This window comes from Pseudomonas sp. S8, from assembly GCF_050473925.1.
Lineage (GTDB): Bacteria > Pseudomonadota > Gammaproteobacteria > Pseudomonadales > Pseudomonadaceae > Aquipseudomonas > Aquipseudomonas parakoreensis.
The window spans coordinates 4,173,024-4,196,391 of record NZ_JBFDVZ010000016.1; the positions used below are offsets into that span (position 1 = coordinate 4,173,024).

The 23,368-nt window shown below is 61.8% G+C and carries 6 protein-coding genes; 2 read left to right on the plus strand and 4 right to left on the minus strand.

Annotated features, from left to right (window positions below; all coding sequences use genetic code 11):
* Positions 1 to 3 precede the first annotated feature (3 nt).
* The 4 genes from AB1J88_RS19970 to AB1J88_RS19985 form a co-directional block, all read right to left on the minus strand.
* Positions 4 to 900 carry a TauD/TfdA dioxygenase family protein gene (locus AB1J88_RS19970; RefSeq protein ID WP_430291812.1) on the minus strand — a complete coding sequence of 299 codons (897 nt, stop codon included), beginning with the start codon at positions 898 to 900 and terminating at the stop codon, positions 4 to 6.
* Between the two features lie 370 nt (positions 901 to 1,270).
* Positions 1,271 to 2,638, minus strand: coding sequence for an HlyD family type I secretion periplasmic adaptor subunit (locus AB1J88_RS19975; RefSeq protein ID WP_041070920.1), 1,368 nt, complete (start codon positions 2,636 to 2,638; stop codon positions 1,271 to 1,273).
* Positions 2,628 to 4,784 (minus strand): type I secretion system permease/ATPase, encoded by a 2,157-nt coding sequence (locus AB1J88_RS19980; protein WP_027611114.1) that lies wholly within the window; start codon positions 4,782 to 4,784, stop codon positions 2,628 to 2,630. The genes AB1J88_RS19975 and AB1J88_RS19980 overlap by 11 nt, the downstream gene beginning before the upstream one ends.
* A gap of 42 nt (positions 4,785 to 4,826) precedes the next feature.
* A complete protein-coding gene (locus AB1J88_RS19985; protein WP_041070916.1) occupies positions 4,827 to 6,179 on the minus strand; it encodes a TolC family outer membrane protein in 1,353 nt (450 codons plus the stop codon).
* Between the two features lie 357 nt (positions 6,180 to 6,536).
* On the opposite strand from AB1J88_RS19985, the gene AB1J88_RS19990 reads away from it, so the two are divergent.
* On the plus strand, positions 6,537 to 22,772 hold the full coding sequence (locus AB1J88_RS19990) for a LapA family giant adhesin (RefSeq protein WP_430291813.1): 16,236 nt from the start codon (positions 6,537 to 6,539) through the stop codon (positions 22,770 to 22,772).
* A 147-nt stretch (positions 22,773 to 22,919) separates the two neighbouring features.
* Positions 22,920 to 23,258, plus strand: coding sequence for a hypothetical protein (locus AB1J88_RS19995; RefSeq protein ID WP_041070910.1), 339 nt, complete (start codon positions 22,920 to 22,922; stop codon positions 23,256 to 23,258).
* Positions 23,259 to 23,368 lie beyond the last annotated feature (110 nt).

Genomic DNA, 23,368 nt, shown 5'->3' on the forward strand with positions numbered 1-23,368 from the left:
AAATCAGAAAGGCGCGTCGCCCTGGATGGTCGTGCGATACAGCTTGCGGCGCAGGTGCGCGGGGCAGCCCGCGGCAAGGTGGATCAGCGAACGGTTGTCCCAGAACACCATGTCGTGGGGCTGCCACTGGTGGCGGTAGATGTTTTGCGGCAGCACGCTGTGAGCGTAGAGCTCGGCCAGCAGTTGTTTGCTCTCGTCCTCCGGCAGACCAACGATGCGGGTGGTGAAGCCTTCGCTGACGAACAACGCCTTGCGGCCGTTTTCCGGATGGGTGCGGACGATCGGGTGCACCACTTCGGCGACCTGCGCCAGTTGCTCCGGGGTCAGGGTCGGACGCCAGTTGCCTTCGAATTTGGTTTCGCTGTAACGCGCGGTGTAGGAATGCGCGGCCGATCGCCCTTCCACGGCTTTGCGCAGCGCCTCGGGCAGGCTGTCCCAGGCTTTGTGCATGTCGGCGAACAGGGTGTCGCCGCCCTCGGACGGCAACTCCTGGGCATGCAGCATCGAGCCGAGACTCGGCAGCTCTTTATAGGAAAGGTCGGAGTGCCAGAACTTGCCGGCGTCGCCCAGACCGATGTTCTGGCCGTTCTCGACGATGTTGGAAACGATGAGGATTTCCGGGTGATTGGCCAGCAGGAACTGCTTGAGCACGTGAATCTGCAACACGCCGAAGCGGCGGCTGAAATCGATCTGCTGTTGCGGGGTGATGCGCTGGTCGCGGAACACCACCACGTGGTGATCCAGGTGCGCACGATGAATGCGCGCGAAGTCCTGATCGTTGACCGGCCGGGTCAGGTCCAGGCCGATGATCTCGGCACCGACGGCACCGCTGAACGGACGAATTTCAAAGGTTTGCGGCGCGGCAGTCGCGGCGCTTGGGGTGGCAGTAGCTGCGGACATCTTTCAATCTCCCACGCACGGCGCGCTCACAGGCGCGCACGTCGATCAGACACTCACGCTGGATTGCGTGTCGGTTCAGGTCGTGCGGCGCGCCGATTGGTCGGCAGGTACGCAGGTGGATGACTTTAAAGCTATAAGAATTGGAAATTAAATACCGTTAATGAATAACGATATGGCGGATGGTGAGGAATGGACGGGATGGTGAGTGACGATTTGCGTCACTTCTAGGCGTAATGGGGCAACTTCACTGGCGCCTTCGCTGGCAAGCCAGCTGCCACAGTTTCCGATGTCGAGCACACAATCGTGTTCCAGCCGAAAACTCTGTGGGAGCTGGCTTGCCAGCGATGAGGCGGTAATGACCACTAGAGAATTAACGCTCGTGCAACGCCTCGGCCCGCGCCCGAATGATCGGCTTGAGCAGATAGCTCAGCACCGACTTCTTGCCGGTGATGATATCCACCGACGCGACCATCCCCGGAATGATCAGCAGCGGCTTGTCATCGGTGCCCAAGTGGCTGCGCTCGGTGCGCACCTTGATCATGTAGTAGGTGGTTTTCTTGTCTTCGTCGGTGATGGTGTCGGCGCCAATCTGCTCCAGTTTGGCTTTCAGTCCGCCGTAAATGGTGTAGTCGTACGCGGTGAATTTGACGATCGCTTCCTGCCCCGGATGCAGGAAGGCAATGTCCTGCGGGCGGATCTTGGCTTCGACCAGCAAGGTGTCGTCCAGCGGCACGATTTCCACCATGTCGCTGCCCGGCTGGATCACGCCGCCAATGGTGTTGACCAGCAACTTGTTGACGATGCCGCGCACCGGCGAGGTGACCAGCGTCCGGCTGACCCGGTCTTCCAGCGCTTTGCCGGTGGCCTGGGCCTTGTTCAGGTCGGTGCGGGCTTCGTTGAGCTGAGTCAGCGCTTCGCTGCGGAATTTGCCGCGCGTCTCGTCGATCTTGCGTTGTACTTCCTTGATCGCCGATTCGGCGCGCGGGATGGCCAGCGTGGTGGCGTCGAGCTGACCACGGGTTTCGACTTCGGCACGCTTGAGGCGCAGCACTTCCACCGGCGATACGGCACCCTGTGCCACCAGTGGTTCGGACATGTTGATTTCCTGGCGCTGCAGGCCCAGTTGCTGACGATATTGCGCTTGCTTGGAACTGAATTCGCGCAGTTCTTGCTGACGCTGAATCAGTTGTTCCTGCAGGCCACCGATTTCGTCATGCAATTGCTGACGACGGCTGATGTACAACGACTCTTCGCTTTTCGCCTGACCCGGCACGGCTTTGAGCACGTCTTCCGGGAAGTTCAGCGGACGGTCATCGACCTCGGCGCTCAGGCGTTCGACGCGCAACAGCATCGACAGGCGATCAGCCTCGGTTTCGCCGACGTTGGACGCAAATCGCGTATCGTCCAGGCGAATCAGCGGTGCGCCGGCCTCGACGATCTGGCCTTCCTTGACGAACATTTCCGAAACGATCCCGCCCTCCAGGTTCTGGATTTTCTGGATCTTCGACGACGGAATCGCCTTGCCGTCGCCCTTGGTCACTTCGTCGATCACGGCGAAGTTGGCCCACAGCAGCAGGAACAGGAAGAAGCCGATGATTGCCCAGATGGTCAGGCGCACGACGCGCGGGGCGTCCTCGATCAGCGCCTTGTTGACCTCCGGCAGCGGCTGGCCCTGCAACGAGGCAGAACCCTTGAAGTAGCGACGGATCGACTCTTTGACACCCGACTTAAGCAACACTGATCTGCCCCTTCTTCAACGCTTCCATCACGGCGGCTTTCGGGCCATCGGCGAGAATCTGTCCACGGTCGACCACCAGCAGGCGGTCGACCAGCGACAGCAGCGAGGCCCGGTGCGTCACCAGTACCACGGTCTTGTTTTCAACCACGGCAGCCAGGCGTTGCTTGAGGCGTTCTTCGCCGGTGTTGTCCATGGCGCTGGTCGGTTCGTCGAGCAGCAGGATCGGCGGGTTGAGCAGCAACGCCCGCGCCAGCGCAACGTTCTGCCGCTGGCCGCCGGACAGGTTCTGCCCGCGCTCGCCGACTTGCAGTTCATAGCCTTGCGGGTGCAGACGGGCGAATTCGTGCACGCCCGCGAGTTCTGCGGCTTGCAGTACCAGCTCGTCTTCGACATAACGCGCTCCGGAGACCAGATTGTCGCGCAGGGTACCGGCCAGCAGCTGGATATCCTGCGGCACGTAGCCGATGTTGTAGCGCAGTTCGCTGACGTCGATCTGGCGGATGTCGACGCCATCTACCAGCAGCGCGCCGTCATCCGGTTGGTACAGGCCGACCAGCAGTTTCGCCAGCGAACTCTTGCCCGAACCGCTGCGGCCGATGATGCCGATCTTCTCGCCGGGACGGATCACCAGGTTGATGTTCTTCAGCGCCGGGTTCTGTTGTTCCGGGTAGGTGAAGTTCAGCTGACGGCACTCGATCGCGCCTTGCAGCACCTTGCGGCTCAGCGGACGCTCTTCGAAATTGCGCTCCTGCGGCAGCTCCATCATCTGGTCAACCGAAGTCATGGTCACCCGCGCCTGCTGGTAGCGGGTCAACAGACCGGACAACGAGGCCAGCGGGCTGAGCGCGCGGCCGCTGAGCATATAGCAGGCAATCAGACCGCCCATGCTCAGGTTGCCGGCGATGATCTGGTACACGCCGAAGACGATCATGATCACCCCGGCCAGTTGCTGGATCAGCAAGGTGATGTTCATCGCCAGACCGGAGAGCATTTTCACGCGCAGCTCGAGGCGGCTGAGGGTGCCGATGGTCTGCTCCCACTGGTATTGGCGTTCGCTTTCGGCGTTGTTGACCTTGACCGCGTCGAGGCCGGCTAGGGTTTCGATCAGGCTCGACTGACGCTCGGCGCCGAGGGCCATGGTGCGCTCCATGGTCGCGACCAGCGGCTTCTGCAACGCGTAACCGATCAACAGCGCAATCGGGAACGCCAGCACCGGAATCCACACCAGATGCCCGCCGAGAATGGCAATGACGATGAAAATCAGAATGGTGAACGGCAAGTCGATCAGGCTGGTCAGGGTCAGCGAGGCGAGGAAGTCGCGCAGGCTCTGAAACTCATGGATGTTCTGCGCGAAGCTGCCGACCCGCGCCGGGCGGTACTTCATGGCCATGCCGACGATGCGCTCGAACAGCGTCGCGGAGATGATCAGGTCGGTTTTCTTGCCGGCCAGATCCAGGCACAGACTGCGCAGGCTCTTGAGAATCAGATCGAAAATGTAGGCACCGGTGATGCCCAGCGCCAGCACCCACAGGGTCGCTTCGGCCTGGTTCGGCACCACGCGGTCGTAGACGTTCATCACGAACAGCGGCGCGGCCATGGCGATGATGTTGATCAGGAAACTCGCGGCGATCGCATCGGCGTACAGCCAGCGCGAACGCTTGAGGGTGTCGCGGAACCACGAGCGCGCACGCGGGATCAGCGTGCCGTGGTTGACGTCGAATTTGTGCTGCGGCTGGGCGAAGAACACTTTGCCGGTGTAGTCGTCGGCCAGCAGTTCGCGGCTGACCACCGATTCGCCGCCGTCGCTTTCGCTGAGCAGCACCCGGGCTTCGTTGTCACCTTGCCAGCCGAGCAGGACGGCGCTGCGGCCATCCTTGAGCAGCAACAGCGCCGGCATGGCAATCGCCGGAATCTCTTCCAGCTTGCGTTGCAGCACCCGACCCTGCAGCCCGGCGCGAGCCGCCGCGCGGGGCAGCAACTCGACGCTCAGGCGCTGCTTGGGCAGCGGCAGACCGGTGGTGAGCATCGCCGCACTGGCGGGTTTCTGGTGCAGCATGCACAGAGCGAGCAGACCATCCAGCAACGGATCGTCGTGCATCGCGCGCGGATCATGAATGAGTTGAACTCGACTGACTTCTGATTCCACGCTCGGCACTCTTGGCTAACAATTGAACAATGAAGGTTCTGCTCAATTCATACCCGGCAGTTGGACCTTCGGCTTCACATCGTTCTGCACGACGGATGCCAACGGTGCGACCACTCCCTGGCTCTTGAGCAACTCGCCCATGGTCGCCTTGATTCGATACTGAGTAAATAACTGAATGTTCTTGATCTCAGCCAGACGGCGCGAAGCGGTGAACAACTCGTTTTCGCTGTCGAGCAAATCCAGCAAGGTCCGCTCGCCGAGGCTGAACTGACGCTGGTAGGCGGTACGCACGGCGGTGCTGTGATCAACGTACTGCTGAGCGATCGGCACCTGCGCATTGGCGTTGTTCAGAGCGTTCCAGGCCAGACCCAGTTCTTCGTTCAACTGACGCAGGGCGTTGTTGCGGATGTCCAGCGCCTGGTTTGACAGGTACGACTTGGATTCCAGATCGGCCTTGTTGCTGCCGCCCGAATACAGGTTGAAGCGCATGCGCAGCATGGCCTGCCACTCGTTGTTGTGGCCGTTCTGACCGTCGAGATCGTTGTCGGCGGTGCGACCCAGCTCGGCATCGAAACGTGGGTAGAAGGTCGACTTGGCGGTTTCGTACTGCTTCTCGGCAGCAGCGATATCGGACTCGGCCGAGCGCAGGATCGGGCTGTTTTCCAGCATCTGCTGCCGCGCTTCATTGAGGTTGGCCGGCATCATCGCCATGAACGGCGCCGGACGCTCCAACTGGTCAGGCATCTGGCCGACGGCACTGAGGAAGTTGGTCTCGGAGTCGGCGAGGTTGGTCTGCTCGGTGATCAGGTTATTGCGCGCCTGGGCCATCCGCGCTTCGGCCTGATCGAGGTCGGCACCACTGCCGACGCCGCGCTGGGTGCGCAGCTGAATCTGGTCGTAGATCCGCTGATGGCTCTTGAGGTTTTCTTCGGCCAGACGCACGAATTCGCGGCGGGTCAACACGTCCAGGTACACCTGGGCGACGGTCAGCGCGGTGCGCTCGGAAGTCCCCAGCAGGGAGTAGGCGCGCGAGTTGACGGTGGCTTGTTGACGCCCGACTTCGCTCGACGTCGCAAAACCGTCAAAGACCATTTGCGAGAGACGTAAACTTGACTCACTGCGGTTCAGCGTCTCCCAGTGGTTGCCGCCACCGTTGGCGCGCGTGGTCACGCTGTCGGTGCCCTCACGGCCATAACCACCCAGCAGGTCGACCTTGGGCAGGTATCCACCTTTCGCAGCCTTTAACTGATAATCCGCGGCCAGACGACTGTTGACCCCTGCCTGGATTTCCGGATGGACATCCAGCGCCTGTTGCATGGCTTCCGGTAAGGATTGTGCATGGGCGAAAGAGGCGGCCAGAGCGAAGGGTAGAGCCTTGAACAAGTGCAAACGCATGGTAAAGATTTCCCAGGACTTCTTGTCTTGAATCACAGCAAAACGTGCTGCTGCGTCGGATGATTGGCAACCGGAATGACCGTATGTCGGAAAGTTCAAAATAGGAACTGGATCACACGCTGAGGGACAGGTCGCCGCGGAAATATCAATGTGACATTAGTGGGGCGATTGTTTAGGATGGCACCCAGAAGGTCAATAGTTTGGCATAAAGTTAATAGCGAAAGAATCTAGCCAAAATATTGACGAAAAGAAGCGTCAAACTTGATTCGCAAATTTTAAAAGTACGTCCAGACTGAATCGGCGCCGAAGCCATCAGGCAATGGAAGTCAACTGAACGTAACACCCGGAGAGTCTTCAATGAGCAGTGTTGTTGCCATCGTCAAAAGCATTGTCGGTCAGGTATTCGTGGTATCCCCCGAGGGTGTACGCCGCGTGCTCGTTGAAGGCGATCGCCTGTTCGTCGGCGACCAGATCGATACTGGCCTCTCCGGCGCTGTATCGCTGGAACTGGCGGATGGCCGCACCCTGGACCTGGGTCGCGAAACGCAGTGGAGCGCCAACGCGCCCGACTCCAGCACGGACCTGGCCGAAGCCACCGCGCAGGCCGCACCTTCTGTAGCCGAGTTGCAGCAGGCCATCGCCGCCGGTGCCGACCCGACCACTGCTCTTGAAGCCACCGCTGCCGGCGCGACCGCGGCGGGGACTGGCGGCGCGGCAGGCGGCGGCCACAGCTTCGTGATGCTCGACGCCACTGCTGGCCGCGTCGACCCGACCATCGGCTTCCCGACCGCAGGCATCAATTCCGGTGCGCAAGCGGCGCAGAACATCACCGGTGGCCAGACCACCGACACCACCACCAACGCTCTGCGTGAGTCGACCCTGAGCCTCAGCGCCACGCCGACCATCACCGAAGCCGGCGGCGTGCTGGTGTACACCGCGACCCTGACCCAGGCGCCGCTGACCGACCTGACCATCACCCTGTCCAACGGCTCGGTGATCGTGATTCCAGCCGGCTCCACCACCGGCACCGTCAACGTGCCGCTGGCGCCGAACGACACCGTTTATAACGACCCGACCCAGATCGACGTGACCGTCACCGGCACCACTGGCGGCAACGGCATCACCGTGACCCCGCCGACCACTCCGGCCACGACCCAGGTCACCGACACCATCGACACCACCACCGTCAACCTGACCGCTGGCAGCAGCGTCACTGAAGGCGGCCAGATCACCTACACCGCGACCCTGACCAACCCGGCACAGACGCCTGTCACCGTCACCCTGTCTAACGGCTCGACCATCACCATCGAAGCCGGCCAGACCACGGGCACTGTCAACGTGCCAACCGCGCCGAATGACGTCTATAACAACGGCAGCACCGTCACTACCACCATTACCGGTGCCAGTGGCGGCAACTTCGAGAATCTGGTGCCGAACACGTCGCCAGCCGTGACGAACATCGTCGATTCGCGCGACACCACCGGCCTGACCCTGACCGCTACCGGCAGCGTGGTTGAAGGTGGCCAGATCACCTACACCGCGACCCTGACCAACCCGGCGCAGACGCCGGTTACCGTGACGCTGTCCAACGGCTCGACCATCACCATCGAAGCCGGCAAGACCACGGGCACCGTCAACGTGCCGACACCGCCGAACGACGTCTACAACAACGGTGGCACCGTCAGCACCACGATTACCGGTGCTACCGGCGGCAACTTCGAGAACCTGGTGCCAAACACGACGCCAGCGACCACCACCGTCACTGACTCCATCGACACCACCAACCTGTCGCTGAGTGCCACTGGCACCGTGGCCGAAGGCGGTTCGATCGTTTACACCGCAACCCTGACCAATCCGGCCGGTACCCCGGTGACCGTGACGTTGAGCAACGGCTCCGTCATCACCATCGAAGCTGGCAAGACCACCGGTACCGTGACCGTTCCCGCGCCTGCGGATGACGTCTACAAAGACGCCGGCAAAGTCGAAGTCAGCATCACCGGCACCAGCGGTGGCAATTTCGAGAACCTGGTACCAAGTACCGTTCCAGCCGTCACCGAAGTCACCGACACCATCGACACTTCGACGGTCAAACTGACCGCCGATACCTCGGTCGCTGAGGGCGGCACCGTCACTTACACTGCCACCGTAGGCGCGCCGGTCACCGGTTCGCCAGTGACCGTGACCCTGGCGAACGGCCAGACCATCACCATCGAAGTCGGCAAGACCACCGGCACCGTGACTACCACCGCACCGAACGATGCGCTGACCGGCAACCCGCCGCTGACCAACGCCATCACCAACGTCAGTGGCGGTAACTACGAGAACCTCGTCGCCGACAAAACCCCGGTTTCGACCACCGTCACCGACACCGTCGACACCACTAACCTGTCGCTGACTGCGACCGGTTCCGTCGCTGAAGGCGGCTCGATCGTCTACACCGCGACCCTGACCAACGCTGCCGGTTCGCCGGTCTCCGTGACCCTGAGCAACGGCGCCGTGATCACCATCGAGGCCGGTAAAACCACCGGCACCGTGACCGTTCCAGCGCCTGCCGACGACGTCTACAAAGACGCCGGCAAAGTTGAAGTCAGCATTTCCGGCACCACCGGCGGCAATTTCGAGAACCTCGTTCCGAGCACCGTGCCGGCTGTCACCGAAGTGACCGACACCATTGATACTTCGACCGTCAAACTGACTGCTGACACCTCGGTCGCCGAGGGCGGCACGGTGACTTACACCGCCACAGTCGGCGCACCGGTCACCGGTTCGCCGGTTGTCGTGACTCTGGCGAACGGCCAGACCATCACCATCGAAGTGGGTAAAACCACCGGCACCGTGACCACCACCGCGCCGAACGATGCGTTGAACGGTCACGAGCCACTGACCAACGCGATCACTGACGTGAGCGGTGGCAATTACGAAAATCTGGTCGCTGACAAAACTCCGGTTTCGACCAACATCACCGACACCGTCGATACCACCAACCTGTCGCTGAGTGCCACTGGCTCCGTCGCTGAAGGCGGTTCGATCGTCTACACCGCGACCCTGACCAACCCGGCGGGCACTCCGGTAACCGTGACCTTGAGCAATGGCTCGGTCATCACCATCGAAGCCGGTAAAACTACTGGCACCGTAACGGTTCCAGCACCTGCCGATGACGTTTACAAAGATGCCGGCAAGGTTGAAGTCAGCATTACCGGTACCACCGGCGGCAACTTCGAGAACCTGGTGCCGAGCACCGTTCCGGCGGTCACTGAAGTGACTGACACCATCGACACCTCGACCGTCAAACTGACCGCCGATACCTCGGTGGCCGAGGGCGGCACCGTCACTTACACCGCCACCGTTGGCGCCCCCGTGACCGGTTCGCCGGTTGTCGTGACTCTGGCGAACGGCCAGACCATCACCATCGAAGTGGGTAAAACCACTGGCACCGTGACCAGCACCGCGCCGAACGACGCGTTGAACGGTCACGAGCCACTGACCAACGCGATCACTGACGTGAGCGGGGGCAACTACGAGAATCTGGTCGCGGACAAAACTCCGGTTTCGACCAGCGTCACCGACACCGTCGACACCACCAACCTGTCGCTCACCGCCACCGGTACCGTGGCTGAGGGCGGTTCGATCGTCTACACCGCGACCCTGACCAACCCGGCGGGCACCCCGGTGACCGTGACCTTGAGCAATGGCTCGGTCATCACCATCGAAGCCGGTAAAACTACTGGCACCGTAACGGTTCCAGCACCTGCCGATGACGTTTACAAAGATGCCGGCAAGGTTGAAGTCAGCATTACCGGTACCACCGGCGGCAACTTCGAGAACCTGGTGCCGAGCACCGTTCCGGCGGTCACTGAAGTGACTGACACCATCGACACCTCGACCGTCAAACTGACCGCCGATACCTCGGTGGCCGAGGGCGGCACCGTCACTTACACCGCCACCGTTGGCGCCCCCGTGACCGGTTCGCCGGTTGTCGTGACTCTGGCGAACGGCCAGACCATCACCATCGAAGTGGGTAAAACCACCGGCACCGTGACCACCACCGCGCCGAACGATGCGTTGAACGGTCACGAACCACTGACCAACGCGATCACTGACGTGAGCGGTGGCAATTACGAAAATCTGGTTGCTGACAAAACTCCGGTTTCGACCAGCGTCACCGACACCGTCGACACCACCAACCTGTCGCTCACCGCCACCGGTACCGTGGCTGAGGGCGGTTCGATCGTCTACACCGCAACCCTGACCAACCCGGCGGGCACCCCGGTGACCGTGACCTTGAGCAACGGCTCGGTCATCACCATCGAGGCTGGCAAAACCACTGGCACCGTGACTGTTTCAGCTCCGGCTGATGACGTCTACAAAGACGCCGGCAAGGTTGAAGTGACCATCAACGGGGCAACCGGCGGCAACTTCGAGAACCTGGTGCCAAGCACCGTTCCGGCCGTGACCGAAGTCACCGATACCATCGACACCACGTCGGTGAAACTGACCGCAACCGAGTCGGCTGCTGAAGGTGGCACGGTCACCTACACCGCGACTGTCGGTGCACCCGTGACCGGTTCGCCAGTCGTGGTGACCCTGGCCAACGGTCAGACCATCACCATCGAAGTCGGCAAAACCACTGGCACCGTGACCACCACCGCGCCGAACGACGCGCTGACGGGTCACGAACCGCTGACCAACTCGATCACCGGCGTCACCGGTGGCAACTACGAAAATCTGGTCGCTGACAAAACCCCTGTCAGCACCACCGTCACTGACACCGTGGACACGACGAACCTGTCGCTCAGCGCCACCAACTCGGTCGCCGAGGGTGGTTCGATCACCTACACCGCGACCCTGACCAACGCTGCTGGCTCGCCAGTCACCGTGACCCTGTCCAACGGTTCGGTGATTACCATCGAAGCGGGCAAGACCACCGGCACCGTGACCGTTCCGGCACCAGCCGATGACGTCTACAAAGACGCCGGCAAGGTTGAAGTCACGATCAAGGATGCGTCCGGCGGCAACTTCGAAAATCTGGTACCGAGCACCGTTCCAGCCGTCACTGAAGTCACCGACACCATCGACACCTCGACCGTGAAACTCACGGCCGATACATCGGTCGCTGAAGGCGGGACTGTCACTTACACCGCGACCGTTGGCGCACCAGTCACTGGCTCGCCAGTGACTGTCACTTTGGCGAACGGTCAGACCATCACCATCGAAGTCGGCAAAACCACCGGCACCGTGACCACCACCGCGCCAAACGACGCGCTGACGGGTCACGAACCGCTGACCAACTCGATCACCGGCGTCAGCGGCGGCAACTACGAAAATCTGGTCGCTGACAAAACCCCTGTCAGCACCACCGTCACTGACACCGTGGACACGACGAATCTTTCGCTCAGCGCCACCAACTCGGTCGCCGAGGGCGGTTCGATCACCTACACCGCGACTCTGACCAACGCTGCTGGCTCGCCCGTTACCGTGACCCTGTCCAACGGTTCGGTGATTACCATCGAAGCGGGCAAAACCACCGGCACCGTGACCGTTCCAGCGCCTGCCGATGACGTCTACAAAGATGCCGGCAAGGTTGAAGTCACCATCAACAGTGCAACCGGCGGCAACTTCGAAAATCTGGTGCCGAGCACCGTTCCAGCCGTGACCGAAGTCACCGACACCATCGACACCACGTCGGTAAAACTGACCGCAACCGAGTCCGCGGCTGAAGGCGGCACCGTCACCTACACCGCCACTGTCGGTGCTCCAGTAACCGGTTCGCCTGTGGTCGTGACCCTGGCTAACGGTCAGAACATCACCATCGAAGTGGGCAAAACCACCGGCACCGTCACCACCACCGCTCCAAACGATGCGTTGAACGGTCATGCGCCGTTGACTAACGCCATCACCGACGTGAGTGGCGGCAACTACGAGAATCTGGTTGCCGACAAAACCCCGGTCAGCACCATCGTGACCGACACTGTCGACACCACCAACCTGTCGCTGAGCGCGACCGGTACCGTGGCTGAGGGCGGTTCGATCGTTTACACCGCGACGTTGACCAACGCTGCCGGCTCGCCGGTCACCGTGACCCTGAGCAACGGCGCCGTGATCACCATCGACGCCGGCAAAACTACTGGCACCGTAACCGTTCCAGCGCCAGCCGATGACGTCTACAAAGATGCGGGCAAGGTTGAAGTCACCATCAACAGTGCAACCGGCGGCAACTTCGAGAACCTCGTTCCGAGCACTGTTCCGGCAGTGACTGAAGTCACTGACACCATCGACACCACTTCGGTGAAACTGACCGCAACCGAGTCCGCTGCTGAAGGTGGCACCGTCACCTACACCGCGACTGTCGGTGCACCAGTGACCGGCTCGCCTGTGGTCGTGACCCTGGCTAACGGTCAGAACATCACCATCGAAGTCGGCAAAACCACTGGCACCGTCACCACCACCGCGCCGAACGATGCGCTGAACGGTCATGCGCCGTTGACTAACGCCATCACCGACGTGAGCGGCGGCAACTACGAGAATCTGGTTGCCGACAAAACCCCGGTCAGCACCACCGTGACCGATACCGTCGACACCACCAACCTGTCGCTGGCCGCTACCGGCACCGTCGCTGAAGGCGGTTCGATCGTCTACACCGCAACCTTGACCAACCCGGCCGGTACGCCGGTAACCGTGACTTTGTCCAACGGCGCCGTGATCACCATCGACGCGGGCAAAACCACCGGCACCGTGACCGTTCCAGCGCCAGCCGATGACGTCTACAAAGACGCCGGCAAGGTCGAAGTCACGATTAAGGATGCAACAGGCGGCAACTTCGAGAACCTGGTGCCAAGCACCGTTCCAGCCGTTACCGAAGTCACCGACACCATCGACACCTCGACGGTCAAACTCACCGCCGATACTTCGGTGGCTGAAGGCGGCACTGTCACTTACACCGCTACTGTCGGCGCTCCAGTGACTGGCGCGCCTGTTGTTGTGACCCTGGCCAACGGTCAGACCATCACCATCGACATCGGCAAGACCACCGGCACCGTGACCACCACCGCACCGAACGATGCGCTGAACGGTCACGAGCCGCTGAACAACTCGATCACCAATGTCAGCGGCGGCAACTACGAAAACCTCGTCGCCGACAAGACGCCGGTCAGCACCACCGTGACCGACACCGTCGACACCACTAACCTGTCGCTGAGCGCGACGCCGGCGGTGAACGAAGGTGGCCAGATCACCTACACCGCCACCCTGACCAACGCCGCCGGCACTCCGGTGACCGTGACGTTGAGCAATGGCGCGGTGATCACCATCGACGCCGGCAAAACTTCCGGCACCGTGACCGTCGATGCACCGAAGGATGACGTCTACAAGGACGCCGGCACCGTTGAAGCGACCATCAAGGGCGCGACCGGTGGCGACTTCGAAAACCTGGTGACCAGCAACACGCCGGCGGTGACCACCGTCAACGACACCATCGACACCTCCACCGTGTCGCTGACCGCCACCGCCAACGTCGCCGAAGGCGAGACCGTGGTCTACACCGCGAGCGTGACCGCGCCGGTAACCGGCTCCCCGGTCGTCGTGACCCTGTCCAACGGCCAGACCATCACCATCGCCGTCGGTGAGACCACCGGCAGCGTGAATTTCGTCGCACCGAACAGCCCATTGGCGGGCGGCAGCTCGCTGAGCGTCGCCATCGACAAGGTTGCCGGCGGCAACTATGAAAACCTGGTGGCCGACAAAACACCGGCGAACACCTCGGTGTCGGACACTGTCGACACTACCAATCTGAACCTGACCGCCAGCGACTCGGTGGCGGAAGGTGGTTCGATCGTTTACACCGCGACCCTGACCAACCCTGCCGGCACTCCGGTGACCGTGACCCTGTCCAACGGCGCGGTGATCACCATCGAAGCCGGTAAAACGTCGGGCACCGTGACCGTTCCAGCTCCGGCTGACGACGTGTACAAAGACGCGGGTAAAGTCGAAGCAACCATTTCCAGCGCTACCGGTGGCAACTTCGAGAACCTGGTGCCGAGCACCGTTCCGGCCGTCACCAACGTGACCGACACCATCGATACCACCACGGTCAAACTGACCGCGACCGAATCGGCTGCGGAAGGTGGCACCGTCACTTACACCGCGACTGTCGGCGCGCCAGTGACTGGCTCGCCGGTCGTGGTGACCTTGGCCAATGGTCAGAACATCACCATCGAAGTGGGTAAAACCACTGGCACCGTGACTACCACTGCACCGAACGATGCGCTGACCGGCCACGCGCCGCTGACCAACGCCATCACCGACGTGAGCGGTGGTAACTACGAAAACCTCGTGGCGGATAAAACGCCGGTTTCGACCAATGTCACCGACACCGTCGACACCACCAACCTGTCGCTCAGTGCCACTGGCACCGTCGCTGAAGGTGGTTCGATCGTTTACACAGCAACCCTGACCAACGCCGCTGGCTCGCCAGTTACCGTGACGCTGAGCAACGGCGCTGTCATCACCATCGAGGCCGGCAAAACCACCGGCACCGTGACTGTTCCAGCTCCGGCGGACGACGTTTACAAAGATGCCGGTAAAGTCGAAGCAACCATTTCCACCGCCACCGGTGGCAACTTCGAAAACCTGGTGCCAAGTACCGTGCCGGCTGTCACCGAAGTCACCGACACGATCGACACCTCGACCGTCAAACTGACTGCCGATACCTCAGTGGCCGAAGGTGGCACCGTCACCTATACCGCAACCGTCGGCGCGCCAGTGACCGGTTCGCCTGTGGTCGTGACCTTGGCAAACGGTCAAAACATCACCATTGAGGTGGGTAAAACCACTGGCACCGTGACTACCACTGCGCCTAATGATGCATTGACCGGTCATGCTTCTCTGACCAACGCGATCACCGACGTCACCGGTGGCAATTACGAAAACCTCGTGGCTGACAAAACCCCGGTCAGCACTAACGTCACCGACACCGTCGACACCACCAACCTGTCGCTGTCCGCCACCGGTACCGTGGCCGAAGGTGGCTCGATCGTTTACACCGCGACCCTGACCAACGCCGCTGGCTCGCCAGTCACCGTGACGTTGAGCAACGGCGCCGTGATCACCATCGAGGCTGGCAAAACCACCGGCACTGTGACCGTTCCGGCACCGGCCGACGATGTCTACAAAGACGCGGGTAAAGTCGAAGCGACCATCTCCACCGCTACCGGTGGCAACTTCGAAAACCTGGTACCGAGCACCGTGCCGGCTGTGACGCAGGTCACCGACACCATCGATACCACCACGGTCAAGCTGACCGCGACCGAATCGGCTGCGGAAGGTGGCACCGTCACTTACACCGCCACTGTCGGTGCGCCTGTGACCGGTTCGCCTGTCGTTGTGACACTGGCCAACGGTCAGAACATCACTATCGAAGTGGGTAAAACCACCGGCACCGTAACCACCACCGCACCGAATGATGCGTTGACAGGTCACGCTCCGTTGACCAACGCCATCACCGGCGTGACCGGTGGCAATTACGAGAGTCTGGTCGCCGACAAAACCCCGGTTTCGACTACCGTTACCGACACTGTCGACACCACCAACCTGTCCCTCAGCGCAACCAACTCGGTCGCCGAGGGTGGTTCAATCATCTATACCGCGACCTTGACCAACGCCGCTGGCTCGCCAGTCACCGTGACCCTGTCGAACGGTGCCGTGATCACCATCGACGCCGGTAAAACCACTGGCACTGTGACCGTTCCGGCGCCAGCCGATGACGTGTACAAAGACGCAGGTAAAGTCGAAGCGACCATTTCCACCGCGACCGGTGGCAACTTCGAAAACCTGGTGCCAAGCACCGTTCCGGCTGTGACTCAGGTCACCGACACCATCGATACCACCACGGTCAAGCTGACCGCGACCGAGTCGGCGGCCGAGGGCGGCACCGTCACCTACACCGCCACTGTCGGTGCGCCGGTCACCGGTTCGCCAGTTGTGGTAACTCTGGCCAACGGCCAGAACATCACCATCGAAGTCGGTAAAACCACCGGTACCGTAACCACCACCGCACCGAACGACGCGCTGACCGGCCATGCGCCGTTGACCAACGCGATCACTAGCGTGAGCGGTGGCAACTACGAAAACCTCGTTGCCGACAAGACCCCGGTCAATACCACGGTCACCGATACCGTCGACACCACCAACCTGTCGCTGTCCGCGACCGGTACCGTGGCCGAAGGCGGCTCGATCGTTTACACCGCGACCCTGACCAACGCTGCCGGCTCGCCGGTTACCGTGACGTTGAGCAACGGCGCCGTGATCACCATCGACGCGGGCAAAACCACCGGCACCGTGACCGTTCCGGCACCGGCCGATGACGTCTACAAAGACGCCGGCACCGTTGAGGCCACGATCAAGACCGCGACTGGCGGCAATTTCGAAAGCCTGGTGACCAGCAACACCCCGGCCGTGACCAGCGTCACCGACACCATCGACACCACCACGGTCAAACTGACCGCGACCGAGTCTGCTGCTGAAGGTGGCACTGTCACTTACACCGCGACCGTCGGCGCGCCGGTCACCGGTTCGCCGGTTGTGGTGACCTTGGCCAACGGCCAGAACATCACCATCGAAGTCGGCAAAACCACCGGCACCGTGACCACCACCGCGCCTAACGACGTGTTGACCGGTCATGCACCACTGACCAACGCGATCACTAACGTCAGCGGCGGCAACTACGAAAACCTGGTGGCCGACAAAACGCCGGTCAGCACCACCGTGACCGACACCATCGACACCACCAATCTGTCGCTGTCCGCGACCGGCACCGTGGCCGAAGGTGGCTCGATTGTTTACACCGCAACGCTGACCAACGCCGCTGGTTCGCCAGTGACCGTGACGCTGAGCAACGGCGCAGTCATCACTATCGACGCCGGTAAAACCACTGGCACCGTGACCGTTCCTGCCCCGGCTGATGACGTCTACAAAGACGCCGGCACCGTGCAGGCAACCATCACCAACGCCAGCGGTGGCAACTTCGAAAACCTGGTGCCGAGCACCACGCCAGCCGTGACCAGCGTCACCGATACCATCGACACCACGGGCGTGAAACTCACCGCCACGGGTACTGTGGCCGAGGGTGGCACCGTCACCTACACCGCCACTGTCGGCGCTCCGGTCACCGGTTCGCCAGTGACCGTAAGCCTGTCCAACGGCCAGACGATCACCATCGACATCGGCAAAACCACCGGCACCGTGACCACCACTGCGCCGAACGACGTGTTGACCGGCCACGCACCGTTGACCAATGCGATCACCAACGTCAGCGGCGGCAACTACGAAAATCTGGTAGCCGACAAGACACCGGTCAGCACCACCGTGACCGACACTGTCGATACGACCAACCTGTCCCTCAGCGCCACCAACACGGTCGCCGAGGGCGGTTCGATCATCTACACCGCGACCTTGACCAACGCGGCTGGTTCGCCGGTCACTGTGACTCTGTCCAACGGCGCCGTGATCACTATCGACGCCGGTAAAACTACTGGCACCGTGACCGTTCCTGCCCCGGCTGATGACGTCTACAAAGACGCCGGCACCGTGCAGGCAACCATCACCAATGCCAGCGGCGGCAACTTCGAAAACCTGGTACCAAGCACCGTACCGGCCGTGACCAGCGTCACCGATACCATCGACACCACTACCGTGAAGTTGTCTGCCACCGGTACAGCGGCTGAAGGCGGCAACGTCGTCTACACCGCCACCGTCGGTGCGCCAGTCACAGGTTCGCCAGTCGTGGTGACTCTGTCCAACGGCCAGACCATCACCATCGACATCGGCAAAACCACCGGCACCGTAACCACCACCGCACCGAACGATGCGCTGACCGGCCACGCGCCGTTGACCAACGCAATCACCAACGTGAGCGGCGGCAACTACGAGAATCTGGTTGCCGACAAGACTCCGGTCAGCACCACCGTGACCGATACCGTCGACACCACCAACCTGTCGCTGTCCGCGACCGGCACCGTGGCCGAGGGTGGCTCGATCGTTTACACCGCAACCCTGACCAACGCCGCTGGCTCGCCAGTGACCGTGACCCTGAGCAACGGCGCAGTGATCACGATCGATGCGGGCAAAACCACCGGCACCGTAACCGTCCCAGCTCCAGCCGATGACGTCTACAAAGACGCCGGCACCGTGCAGGCCACGATCAAAACCGCGACCGGTGGCAGCTTCGAAAATCTGGTACCAAGCACCACGCCAGCCGTGACCAGCGTCACCGACACCATCGACACCACTGGGGTGAAACTCACCGCCACGGGCACCGTGGCCGAAGGTGGCACCGTCACCTACACCGCCACCGTCGGTGCGCCTGTGACTGGTTCGCCAGTCGTGGTAACCCTGGCCAACGGCCAGACCATCACCATCGACATCGGTAAAACCACCGGCACCGTGACCAGCATCGCGCCAAACGATGCACTGACTGGCCACGCGCCGTTGACCAACTCGATCAGCAACGTGACCGGCGGCAATTACGAAAACCTCGTGGCCGACAAAACCCCGGTCAGCACCACCGTGATCGACACCGTCGACACCACCAGCCTGTCGCTGAGCGCGACCCCGGCGGTGAACGAGGGCGGCCAGATCACCTACACCGCAACCCTGAGCAACGCTGCCGGTTCCCCGGTGACCGTGACCCTGAGCAACGGCTCGGTGATCACCATCGACGCCGGTAAAACCACCGGCACCGTGACCGTTCCGGCTCCGGCTGACGATGTCTACAAAGACGCCGGCAGCGTGCAGGCGACCATCACCAATGCCAGCGGTGGCAACTTCGAGAACCTGGTACCGAGCACGGCACCGGCCGTCACCAGCGTCGCCGATACCATCGATACCACCACCGTCAGCATCACCGGCAGCACCTCGGTGACCGAAGGCCAGACCGCCAGCTACACCGTCAGCCTGACCCACCCGGCGCAAACCGACGTGACCCTGAAAATCGTCTACAGCGGCACCGCCGCCGACGGTTCGGACTTCACTGGCGTGTACACCGTGAAGATTCCGGCGGGCGCCAGCAGCGCGCAGTTCAACGTCGCGACCATCGATGACAAGATCACCGAAGGCACCGAGAACTTCGTGGTCAAGATCGACTCGGCCACCGGCGGCAACTTCGAGAACCTGGCCGTCAGCAGCACCAACGGCAGCGTCAGCACCTCGATCATCGACAACGATGCACCACCGGTCATCGACCTGGATGCCAACAACTCCAGCGGCGCCACCGGTGCCGACTACAAGGTGACGTTCACCGAAAACACTCCGGGCGCCGGCGTGTCGATTGCCGATACCGACCTGACGATCACCGACCCGGACAGCACCATGCTGACCGGTGCGACCATCGTCCTGACCAACCGTCAGGACGGCGATGCGCTGAACCTCGGCAACAGCGTCAACGGCATCACCATCAATGCCAACAGCACCAACGGCACCGTGACCCTGACCCTGTCGGGTAACGCGACGCTGGCCGACTACATGCAGGCCATCAAGAACATCACCTTCACCAACAGCAGTGAAGACCCGAGCACCGTGCCACGGATCATCACCGTGACCGTGACCGATGGCGGCAACTACTCCAACACCGCGACCACCACGGTCAACGTGGTGGCGGTCAACGATGCGCCTGTTGCAGCGCCAGTCAACGTCACCGGCACCGAAGACACCCCGCTGATCCTCGGCTGGTCGACCTTCGGTGTGACCGACGTGGACAGCCCGGCCAGCAGCCTGGGGATCAAAATCACCCAGCTGCCGGGCGAAGGCAAACTGCAGTACCTGGACGGTTCGACCTGGAAAGACGTCGCCAACAACCAGACCTTCAGCAAGGCTGACATCGACGCGGGCAAGCTGCGCTTCCTGCCGGATGCCAACGAGTCGGGCGTCAACGGTTACGGCGGCACCGGCATGGGCAACAACCAGGCCGACTACGCGCAGATCAAGTTCCAGCCCACCGACGGCCAACTGCTGGGCAACACCGGCACCGTGAAGATCGACATCACGCCAGTGGCGGATGCACCGACCGTGAGCGTGGCCGACAACAGCGTGAAATCCACCGGACTGGTCAAGGAAGTCTGGACCGGTCTGGCGGGCCTGGGTACCAGCGGCAATGGCGCTGACTCGACCACGCTGAAAAACGTGATCGATGGCGCCGGCACCCCGAACTCCAGCACCAACGTGACCAACGTGCAGTCCGACGGCAGCGTGACCGCCGGCACCGCGTCGAAAACCTCGGGCCTGATCTATCTGGAAGCCGGCAAGACCTACAGCTTCAGCGGCGTGGCTGACGACAGCCTGCTGATCACCATCGGCGGCAAGAGCGTGGCGTCGGGCACCTGGGGCGCGGGCGGTACGATCAGCGGTTCGTTCACCCCGACCACCAGCGGCTACTACACCCTGGACATCTACCACCACAACCAGAGCGGCCCGGGCAGCTATGACGTGAACCTGTCGGTCAACGGCAGCACGCCGATCGACCTGAGCAGCGCCGGCGTGCCGATCTACACCGGCGTGCAGGATCTGGTGAACGCCGGTGTGACCGTCTCCGACCTGCACGGTACCAACGGCGAAGGTTATTACGACGGCTACAAACTCAACACCGGCGCCGAAGGCACCACGGTGAAACTGTCGGCGATCAACACCGCGCTGACCGACACCGACGGCTCGGAAACCCTGAGCGTGAAGATCAGTGGCGCGCCGGTCGGCTCGGTTCTCTCCGACGGCCATGGCCACAGTTTCACTGTCACCGCGAGCAATGGCGAAGCCAACGTTACCGGCTGGAGCCTCGGCAGCCTGACCGTGACCCCGCCGACCTACTACAACGGCCAGTTCAACCTGACCGTGACGTCGACTTCCACCGAGATGGTCGGCGGCTCGGCCAGCAGCACCGCGACGATTCCGGTCACCGTGGTGCCGGCGGTATACAACGCCGTGGTCGGTACTTCGGGCGATGACACCTTCAACGGTACCGACGGCAACGACATCATGGTCGCCGATATCGGCGGTCTGACCGTGGTGCCGGGCACCAACTACAACATTGCGTTCATGGTCGACAGCTCGGGCAGTATGAGCACCTCGTCGATCAACGCGGCCAAAGACTCGCTGACCTCGGTGTTCAACACCCTCAAGCAGAGCCTGGGCGGCAGCAATTCGGGCACGGTGAACATCTTCCTGGTGGACTTCGATACCCAGGTCAACAAGTCAGTCTCGGTCAACCTCAACGACCCGAACGCGCTGACCCAGCTCAAAGCCGTACTCGACTCGATGACCTCCGGTGGCGGCACCAACTACGAAGACGTGTTCAAGACCACGGCCAACTTCTTCCAGAGCACGGAAGCGCTGGCCAACACCGGGGCGAAGAACCTTACCTACTTCATCACCGACGGCCAGCCGACCTACTACCAGAGCGGCGAGCAGACCAACCCGACGCTGTATGGCAGCGTGAAGTTCGACAGTGTGGTCACGACCAGCAACTACAAGCTGGGCGATACCTTCAGCACGTACATCGACAACACGCATTACCTGAGCATCACCGCCAGCGGTTATGCCCAGTTGCAGACCTACAACGGCCGCGGCTGGACCACCACCAACCTGGGCACTGTCCACGCTCAGGGTGATGGCACCTACGAGCTGTCGAGCCTGGCCGGTACTGGTAACAGCACCACGACTGCCACCACCGACAACTCCAGCAGCAGCTTCGCCTTGCTCAGCGTTCTGTCGAACGTCGAAGCCATCGGTATCAACAGCGGTGTCAGCCTCAACGACCTGAAACCGTATGACTCGGATCACTTGCCGCAAACCAACATCGATCCGAAGGATCTGGCCAACTCGATCATCGGCCATACCGAAGCAACGATGCCGGGCAACGACACCGTCAGCGGTGGCGACGGCAACGACATCCTGTTCGGCGACCTGGTGAGCTTCAACGGCATTGCCGGCGAGGGTTATCAGGCGATGCAGGCGTTCGTGGCACAGCAGACCGGCGTGGATGTCAGCAAAGTCACTACCAGCAATGTGCACCAGTACATCACCGAGCACTATCAGGCGTTCGATGTCTCCGGTGCGCACGATGGCAACGACACGCTGTTGGGTGGCGCAGGCAATGACATCCTGTTCGGCTCGGGCGGTAACGACCTGCTCGACGGCGGCAAGGGCAATGACATCCTGCTCGGCGGCACCGGCAACGACACGCTGATCGGTGGCCAGGGCAACGACATCCTGATCGGTGGTTCCGGTGCTGACACCTTCGTCTGGAAAGCAGGCGACACCGGCAACGACGTGATCAAGGACTTCAACGCCAGCGAAGGCGACCGCATCGACCTGCGTGACCTGTTGCAGGGCGAAACCGGCAGCACCATCGACAACTTCCTGAAGATCACCACGGTTGATGGCACGTCGTCGCTGCAAGTCAGCTCGGCGGGCAAGTTCAACTCCGGCGACGCGGCAGCCGCCACGCCGGACGTGACGATCAAACTGGAAGGCAACAACTGGTCGAGCGCCAACATTCACAACCTGATCGCCGGCAGCGATCCGACCATCAAGGTCGACCACAACAACAGCTGATGCGTGAACAAAACGGCCGCCCCTTGGGGCGGCCGTCACGTTTGCGGCTAACTCGGCGGTGACGATTTCGTCGCCAGCCCGCATACTCGCGCGCAGTTGGCCTATGCTGCTGACAGCATGACGCTGGTTCTTTCTGAGGGATGCTCAATGTTTTACGTGCAACGCGATGCGCAGGGTCAGTTGATTCGCGTGGAAGCGGCGGCCTACGCCGAGGCCACGGAAACGCTGCCGGCCGACCACCATGACATCCAGGCCTGGTTCGCCAACGCGGCCGTGGAAAACAGCCTCAAACAGCTCAAGCAGAGCGACTTTGAAATGATTCGGGTACTCGACGACCTGATTCAGGTGCTGACCCAGAAGGGCGTGATCCGCGTCACCGACCTGCCGCCGGCGGCGCAGGCCAAACTGATGGACCGGACCCAGGCACGGGAAGCATTGGGCGGGTTGAGCCAGTTGATCGATGAAGATGAAGGCGGGCTGATCTGATCCCGAATCTTCGTTGACTGATCTGGCCTCATCGCGGGCAAGCCCGCTCCCACAATGGGATGGGTTACCGCAGTTATGTGAACGACACAAAATCCTGTGGGAGCGGGCTT